The 7,073-nt window shown below is 57.8% G+C and carries 6 protein-coding genes; 3 read left to right on the top strand and 3 right to left on the bottom strand.

The window, feature by feature from the left end:
• Positions 1-510: 510 nt before the first annotated feature.
• Both H7993_RS18330 and H7993_RS18325 read left to right on the top strand, forming a co-directional pair.
• A complete protein-coding gene (locus H7993_RS18330) occupies positions 511-1,698 on the top strand; it encodes an AAA family ATPase (protein ID WP_185795241.1) in 1,188 nt (395 codons plus the stop codon).
• Complete coding sequence (locus H7993_RS18325) at positions 1,691-2,383, top strand: hypothetical protein (RefSeq protein WP_185795240.1); 693 nt, start codon at positions 1,691-1,693, stop codon at positions 2,381-2,383. Before H7993_RS18330 ends, H7993_RS18325 begins: the two co-directional genes overlap by 8 nt.
• A 351-nt stretch (positions 2,384-2,734) precedes the next feature.
• On the opposite strand, the gene vapC is transcribed toward H7993_RS18325, so the two are convergent.
• Together vapC and vapB are read right to left on the bottom strand one after the other, a co-directional pair.
• Complete coding sequence (vapC, locus tag H7993_RS18320; RefSeq protein WP_185795239.1) at positions 2,735-3,145, bottom strand: type II toxin-antitoxin system tRNA(fMet)-specific endonuclease VapC; 411 nt, start codon at positions 3,143-3,145, stop codon at positions 2,735-2,737.
• Positions 3,145-3,375, bottom strand: coding sequence for a type II toxin-antitoxin system VapB family antitoxin (gene vapB, locus H7993_RS18315; protein WP_185795238.1), 231 nt, complete (start codon positions 3,373-3,375; stop codon positions 3,145-3,147). Before vapB ends, vapC begins: the two co-directional genes overlap by 1 nt.
• Before the next feature lie 241 nt (positions 3,376-3,616).
• Between vapB and H7993_RS18310 the strand changes: the two genes are divergently transcribed.
• Positions 3,617-5,689 carry a putative bifunctional diguanylate cyclase/phosphodiesterase gene (locus H7993_RS18310; RefSeq protein ID WP_185795237.1) on the top strand — a complete coding sequence of 691 codons (2,073 nt, stop codon included), beginning with the start codon at positions 3,617-3,619 and terminating at the stop codon, positions 5,687-5,689.
• A 7-nt stretch (positions 5,690-5,696) separates the two neighbouring features.
• Here the strand turns inward: H7993_RS18310 and H7993_RS18305 are convergent, their stop codons facing one another.
• Positions 5,697-6,911, bottom strand: coding sequence for an MFS transporter (locus H7993_RS18305; protein WP_122475240.1), 1,215 nt, complete (start codon positions 6,909-6,911; stop codon positions 5,697-5,699).
• Positions 6,912-7,073 lie beyond the last annotated feature (162 nt).

The following is a 7,073-nucleotide window of genomic DNA, read 5'->3' as shown; positions in this document are numbered from 1 at the left end:
TTGCTACCGCGGTTGAGCGACGGCTGGATGTGCGGTTTGCTGATCCTGAGCTGATCGGCATACTTAGTTTAAGGATTTTTTTCAACACTAAAGAACTGATCAGACCGTAGTAAAACCGCGCCTGTGCGCGGTTTTATCATTTCTGGATATTGCCTTTTTTCTGCTATTTCCGTCTGAAAGGTGAGTAGGTTTTTGAGTACACGAATTTGCTAAGCTGTAGTTTGCTAAGCTCTAGAGTGCTGAGTACAGTGTGCACTCAGCACACGGAGACCTGAAATTGCTTACCGATGCCAAAGCCCAGCAGGCTATCTGTAATAGCCTAGGCGACACACTTTCCTGCCCCTAGTGAACAGAGCACCGTGCAGCCCGCACAATGACCCGGCGGGTGTTTGCTCCGAAGCCAGCCTGACCGTCGAAAACACACGCGCACTGGGTGACTCGACTAATTTCCGGTAATGTGACGGATGATGACCTGATGGGAATCCATCTCGCAAAAACGGGACTACTCGAATGCTTCGTAAGCTAAGCGTTTACGGTTTCAAATCAGTCCACGAGCAAAGCATTGAGCTGGGCCGTGTGAACTGTTTTATCGGCGCTAATGGTGTTGGGAAGAGCAATATTCTGGAAGCGTTAGGCGTGCTTGGCGCTGCGGCGAATGGAGTTGTGGACGATGAAAGCTTACTCCGCCGTGGGGTTCGCGCCGGCCTGCCACGACTCTACAAAAGCTCGTTCGCGTCTGAGCGGACCCCTGCGCATATTGGAGTTGGTGTAGTCGGCGATAGTAATGAGGCCTACCGTGTTTCTTTGCTCAACCCACTCGGCTCGCCCGATCCTGCTTGGACTTACAAAACGGAAGTCCTATCGGATGGTATTGACGAGATTGTATCAGATGGGGTGCGCAATAAAAAAAATCTAAATCCACAATCGGGCTTAGCCGCACTCCGACTAGTAGAGTTAGTCCCAGACAATCCCGCAGCAGCAATAATGCAGAGCTTACAAGAATATGCGATCTACTGCCCAAATACGCCATCTCTGCGCGGAAACGTTCCTGACGTGCAGGCACGGCGACCTGTGGGACTGAGTGGCGGTCAACTGGCTGAGAGCTTCGAAGCCTTGCGCAAGCATCTTGAGAGCCAAGGCGATGACGGCGAAGAAATATTGGATCAGGTACTGGAGCTGATCGACTGGGTAGCTGACGTCCAGGCCACGAGTCATGGTGCGGCCCTGATTTCAAGCCAGGTACCGAGAACCAAGCTCATGCTGAAGTTCACCGACCGTTTTATGAACAAGTCTCGAAATGAGTTGACCGCCTACGACGCCAGTGAGGGCGCGCTGTATGTTTTGTTTTGTGCAGCGTTATGTTTATTGCCCCAGGCACCGAAAATTCTGGCTATCGACAATCTAGATCAGGCGCTGAATCCGCGCTTGCTGTCCAAGTTAACAGCACGCCTTAGTAACTGGCTCATACATAACGACCCGGATCGTCAGTTACTGTTTACGGCACACAACCCAGCAGTGCTTGATGGACTAGACCTGTCTGACACGGAAATCCGTTTGTTTGCGGTTGAACGCAACAGCAACGGACTTACGGTAGTGCGCCGTATTGAATTTTCGGAAAAATTAGCGAAAATGAATGAGCAGTATCCTCTGTCCAGACTGTGGATGATGGGACATCTCGGGGCAGTGCCAAATGTCTAATCTGCACATTGCCTTGGTTGTTGAAGGCGAGACCGACCTCGTCATTATTGAGGCTGCACTCAAGGCTATCATTGAACGACCCTTTATTCTGACCAAGCTCCAGCCAGAAGCAACTAACCCTAAGATGGGTACAGGCTGGAGTGGTGTTTTGAAGTGGTGTGATGCCTCTAGCCAGAGGCATCCCGGATGCTTAGATGGCGATCCAACTCTGGGCCAATTTGACCTGCTGATCATCCACCTTGATGTGGATGTTTCGAGCGAGGCATACGCAAATGCAGGCCCTGTAGTTGAGGACATGGCTCTGCGAAAAGGATGGGAAGCTTTACCTTGTGCACAACCCTGCCCCCCCATCTTCGACAGCGTTATTCCACTGACGGCCACATTGGATTCCTGGTTGCACCCAGCTAGTAGGGGGTACAAAACCGTACTCTGCCTTCCTGCGCAAGCATCAGGAACCTGGCTTGCGGCCGCATCACTTCCTGTTGGGCATGCATTGTTGATCGGAGCAGAATGTAATATCAGCGTGGAGTCAAATCTCACGCGGCTGCCTTTAAATCTCCGTATCCACAAGAAAGTTCGTGAGTACCGTCAGCATGCAAACAACGTGACGAATAACTGGCCAGCGGTCAAAGCGATTTGCTCACAAGCTGTCGATTTCGAGTCTGCAATTCTTGCCGCCATTTGATCTCAATTTTATACGAGAAAGTAGGTGCGCATAGAATTGCTATCATGATTAGCTCGGGACCCGCATGACAAAGCGCTACATACTCTTCGACGCATCATGTGCATTGACTAAGGATTTGGTTTCCGCAGAGCAGAAAATATGTCGCCATGCGATGATGAACGCCTGGTACGTCATGGGACCCAAGATTCTCATGGTTTTCGACGCCAATGGCGTGTCGTAGCGTTTAATTCTTTCTATGGTAAATTCCATCAATAATACCAATGCTGAATTCGATACTAAGTCTCGATCAGCTTGGGCGACCACGCGAACGCAGCCACTTGGTACTGGCGATAGATACGGGGCTTTTTTCGTTCAGGCTCCAGCCGTTGCCCAGTCCTCGATCCGAAGCCCAGGCACGCGCATGAACTCTTTTGTGTTGTTGCTGACCAGGATCAGCCCTCTGGAGCGAGCGTGTCCTGCGATCATTTGGTCGTAGGAGCCGATTGGCGTACCCAATCGAGCCAGCTCGGCACGCAACTGCCCAGTGTGAGCAGCGGCGCCGTTGTCGTAATCGAGCACCTCCAACCGCGCGGCGAAACTCTCCACCACTTCAAGATTGCGCTGAACGTGCTGGGATTTCTCGGCGCCGTAGATCAGTTCCATCAGAGTTACGCTGCTGATGCACATCTGGCCGTGGCTGCGCTTGAAGGCAGCACGGACTTGTTCGGGCCGGTTCTTGATGGTGAAGATGCAGATGTTGGTGTCGAGCATGAATTTCAGCATCAGAACCCGTCGCGCTCCTGGATGGCTGGTTGCTCTCGGTCGAGCATGAAGTCTGCGGTGACGCCCTCACCTTCGAACCAACTGTCCCATGACTCCCCAGCAGGCGTGAGGATACGTGTCCGACCTATGGCAACCACGTCTACACGCTTGACGCCTTCAGGCAGAGCCAGTGCTTTAGGCAGACGAACCGCTTGACTTTTGTTGCTTAAAAAAACAGAACCCTGCTCCATGAAGACACCTCGCTTCAAATCTGAGATCTACAGCCAATCACACAGGGCATGTATACACCTGAAGGATATACATTTCAAACCACCGGGTGACGCCTGCTCAGCTGGGTGCTTGCCGGGCCGTTAAAGATAGCGCATGGCCAGCCGACAACCTGTGGACCAGACACGTGCACGGGTTACCGCGCCCTGGTGACCACCCGCTGCCCTCGACCGCGCCGTAGTTTCCCCTAGCAGACGCCACCCCATGAACGAAAATTCCGATGTGATGTACAGGCTGCTCGTACAGGGCGTGGTGGATTATGCGATCTACATGCTCTCGCCGCAGGGGATCGTTTCGAATTGGAATGCCGGGGCGCAGCGGGCCAAGGGGTATCGTGCGGAGGAGATCGTCGGGCAGCATTTTTCGTGCTTCTACACCCCCGCGGACCGCGCCTGTGGCTTGCCGGCGCAGAGCCTGGCGACGGCGCTGGAGGCGGGGCGTTTCGAATGCGAAGGCCAGCGGGTGCGCAAGGACGGCACGCTGTTCTGGACCCATGTAGTGATCGAGCCCATTCATGACGACAGGGGCCAGTTGCTCGGCTTCGCCAAGGTCACGCGCGACATCAGCGAGAAGCGTGCACGGGACTTGAGCCTGCAGGAAGCCAAGCGCCTGGCGGAAAGTCACAGCGCCGAAATGGCCTCGTTGTCGATGTTTCTCGATTCGGTCATCGCCAATATTCCGTCCAGCGTCATCGTGCAGGACGCCGTATCGCGGCAGATCCTGCTGGTGAATCTGCAGGCTGAGCGGCTGTTCGGCAATGCCCGTGAGCAGATGATCGGTCGGCAGCTGGAAGAGTGCCTGGCGCCGGCGTTGAGCGGTTATCTGCGCCGGTTGACCGACCAGTGCGTGCGTACCGAGGGCTTGCACCATGCCCAGAGCCAGCAGCACACCCTGCTGGGTCTGCGGACCTTGCGCAGCAAGACGGTGACCATACGCGGCAAGGAACTGGGCAGCAGTTACGTGCTGCTGATCGTGGAAGACATCACCGACGAAAACGCTGCCCAGGCGCGCATTCGCCACATGGCTCACCACGACAGCCTGACCGGGCTGCCCAATCGGGCGCTGTTCCGCCAACGTCTCGAAGAGGCCTTGCGTGAAGACGCCAGCCGCGACCGCGTGACGGCGACCCTGTGCCTGGACCTGGACAACTTCAAGAACGTCAACGATGCCCTGGGCCATGAGTTCGGCGACCGTCTGCTGCGCGCCATCGCCACGCGCCTGCGCGACGTGCTGCGGGTCAAGGACACGTTGGCGCGCTTGGGCGGCGACGAGTTCGCGGTGATCCTGCCCGAACTCAAGAACGGCGAAGACGCGCAGCTCACCGCGCAACGCCTGATCGACACCATCGAGCCGGCTTTCCTGATCGAGGGGCACAGCCTCTGCGTGGGCTTGAGCGTGGGCATTGCGCTGGCGCCCAGGGATCAGAACACGCCCGAAGAATTGCTGCGCTGCGCCGACATGGCCCTGTACGAGGCCAAGCGCAATGGCCGCCATCGCTACGAATACTTTCATCCACGCATGGATGCCTTGGCGCAGAAGCGCCGCACCGTGGAAAGCGATCTGCGTCAGGCCATCGTCGACAGACAGCTGCATCTGTATTACCAACCCATCATCGACAAGCGCGACACGCGGATCATTGGCTATGAGGCACTGATGCGTTGGCAGCATCCGCAACATGGCGTGATCATGCCGCTGGATTTCATCGCCATCGCCGAAGAAACCGGGCTGATCCACGAGCTGGGTGCGCTGGCTTTGCGCGAAGCCTGCCACGAAGCTCAACGCTGGCCCGGTGAGCTGACCGTGGCGGTCAACCTGTCGCCGGTGCAGTTTCGCAACAATGGCCTGGTGGAGCTGGTGCAGGCAGCGTTGAGCGAGTCGGGCCTGGACGCCGCACGGCTGGAGCTGGAGATCACCGAATCGGTGCTGCTGGACAACAACCAGGCCAACATCAGTATCCTGCAGCGCCTGAAAGCCCTGGGTGTGCGCATCGCCCTGGACGATTTCGGCACCGGTTATTCGTCCCTCAGCTACCTGCGCGCATTTGCCTTCGACAAGATCAAGATCGACAAGTCGTTCGTGCACGACATGGGCGACAGCAACGAGGCCATCGCCATCATCCGCGCGATCACCGGCATGGGCCGCAGCCTGCAGATGCAGGTCACGGCCGAGGGCGTGGAAAGCGACGAGCAGTTCATGCGGCTCAAGGCCGAAGGCTGCTCGCATTTCCAGGGCTACCTGTTCGGTCGCCCGCAGCCAGCCGAGCACCGCGCCCGCTAGCGCTGCCTCACACCGCCTTCTTGGTGCTCGGCAGCAGGATCGTCAGGATGCCGAACAAGGGCAGGAACGAGCACAGCCAGTACACGTACTCGATGCCGTGAATGTCCGCCAGATGGCCGAGCAGCGCTGCGCCAATGCCACCGAAACCGAACATCAGGCCGAAAAACACCCCGGCGATCATGCCCACGTTGCCTGGCACCAGTTCCTGCGCATACACCACGATGGCGGAGAATGCCGACGCCAAAATGAAGCCGATGACCACGCTCAGCACACTCGTCCAGAACAGGTCGACGTAGGGCAGCATCAGGGTGAACGGCGCCGAGCCCAGAATGGAGAACCAGATCACCGCCTTGCGGCCGATCTTGTCGCCGATGGGCCCGCCGAAGAAGGTCCCGGCCGCCACCGCGCCGAGGAACAGGAACAGGTGCAACTGCGAACTGGCCACCGACAGGTCGAACTTCTCGATCAGGTAGAAGGTGAAGTAGCTGGTGAAGCTGGCCATGTAGAAATACTTGGAGAACACCAGCAATGCCAGCACCACCAGCGCGGCCTTGACTCGCCCCTTGGACAGGCCGTGGCTGGCGCTCTGGCCGGCGCGCGCCTTGAACTGGTTGAGATGGCCACGGTACCAGCGGCTGATGCCGTACAGCAGCGCCACGGCGAACACCGCGATCAGGCCGAACCAGGCCACATGCCCCTGCCCGAACGGAATGACGATGGCCGCCGCCAGCAGTGGACCGAACGCCGACCCGGTATTGCCCCCCACCTGGAAGGTGGATTGCGCCAGGCCGAAGCGTCCACCGGAGGCCAGTCGCGCCACCCGCGAAGTTTCCGGGTGGAAGGTCGAGGAGCCGATGCCGATCAGCGCCGACGCCAGCAGGATCATCGGGAAGCTGCCGACCATGGACAGCAGCATGATGCCGATCAATGTGCAGACCATGCCGGCGGGCAACAGCAGCGGCTTGGGATGGCGATCGGTATAGAAGCCGATCCAGGGTTGCAGCAATGATGCGGTGACCTGGAAGGTCAGGGTGATCAGGCCCACCTGGGTGAAGGTCAGCCCGTAGCTGGCCTTGAGCATGGGATAGATCGACGGCAGCACCGCCTGGATCAGGTCGTTGACCAGGTGCGCGAGGGCGCAGGCACCCAGGATGCGCATCACCAGCGGACTGGTCTGTGCAGCGCCTGGCGCGGGGTTGGCGATTGTCGTTGGAGTGGCCATGGGGATTCCGTTGGCAGGCAGGCATGGCCGGACACTCTGCCATTTTGCGTGCGCCGTCGCCAGTTGCCGACGCAGGCGAATCAGGCACGGCGCAATGGCGCCAACGAATACAACTTCACCCGTGCGGTGATAAACTGGCGCCAGTCACTAAAAACCCATGAA

Origin of the sequence: Pseudomonas baltica (assembly GCF_014235765.1) — a bacterium.
Classification (GTDB): domain Bacteria; phylum Pseudomonadota; class Gammaproteobacteria; order Pseudomonadales; family Pseudomonadaceae; genus Aquipseudomonas; species Aquipseudomonas baltica.
This window is presented reverse-complemented; position numbering and strand designations above follow the sequence as displayed.

Excerpts from the sequence above, each read along its gene's own strand:
- H7993_RS18330 (WP_185795241.1), top strand. The coding sequence starts at position 511 with ATGCTTCGTAAGCTAAGCGTTTACGGTTTCAAATCAGTCCACGAGCAA.
- H7993_RS18310 (WP_185795237.1), top strand. The coding sequence starts at position 3,617 with ATGAACGAAAATTCCGATGTGATGTACAGGCTGCTCGTACAGGGCGTG.
- vapB (WP_185795238.1), bottom strand. The coding sequence starts at position 3,375 with ATGGAGCAGGGTTCTGTTTTTTTAAGCAACAAAAGTCAAGCGGTTCGT.
- H7993_RS18325 (WP_185795240.1), top strand. The coding sequence starts at position 1,691 with ATGTCTAATCTGCACATTGCCTTGGTTGTTGAAGGCGAGACCGACCTC.
- vapC (WP_185795239.1), bottom strand. The coding sequence starts at position 3,145 with ATGCTGAAATTCATGCTCGACACCAACATCTGCATCTTCACCATCAAG.
- H7993_RS18305 (WP_122475240.1), bottom strand. The coding sequence starts at position 6,911 with ATGGCCACTCCAACGACAATCGCCAACCCCGCGCCAGGCGCTGCACAG.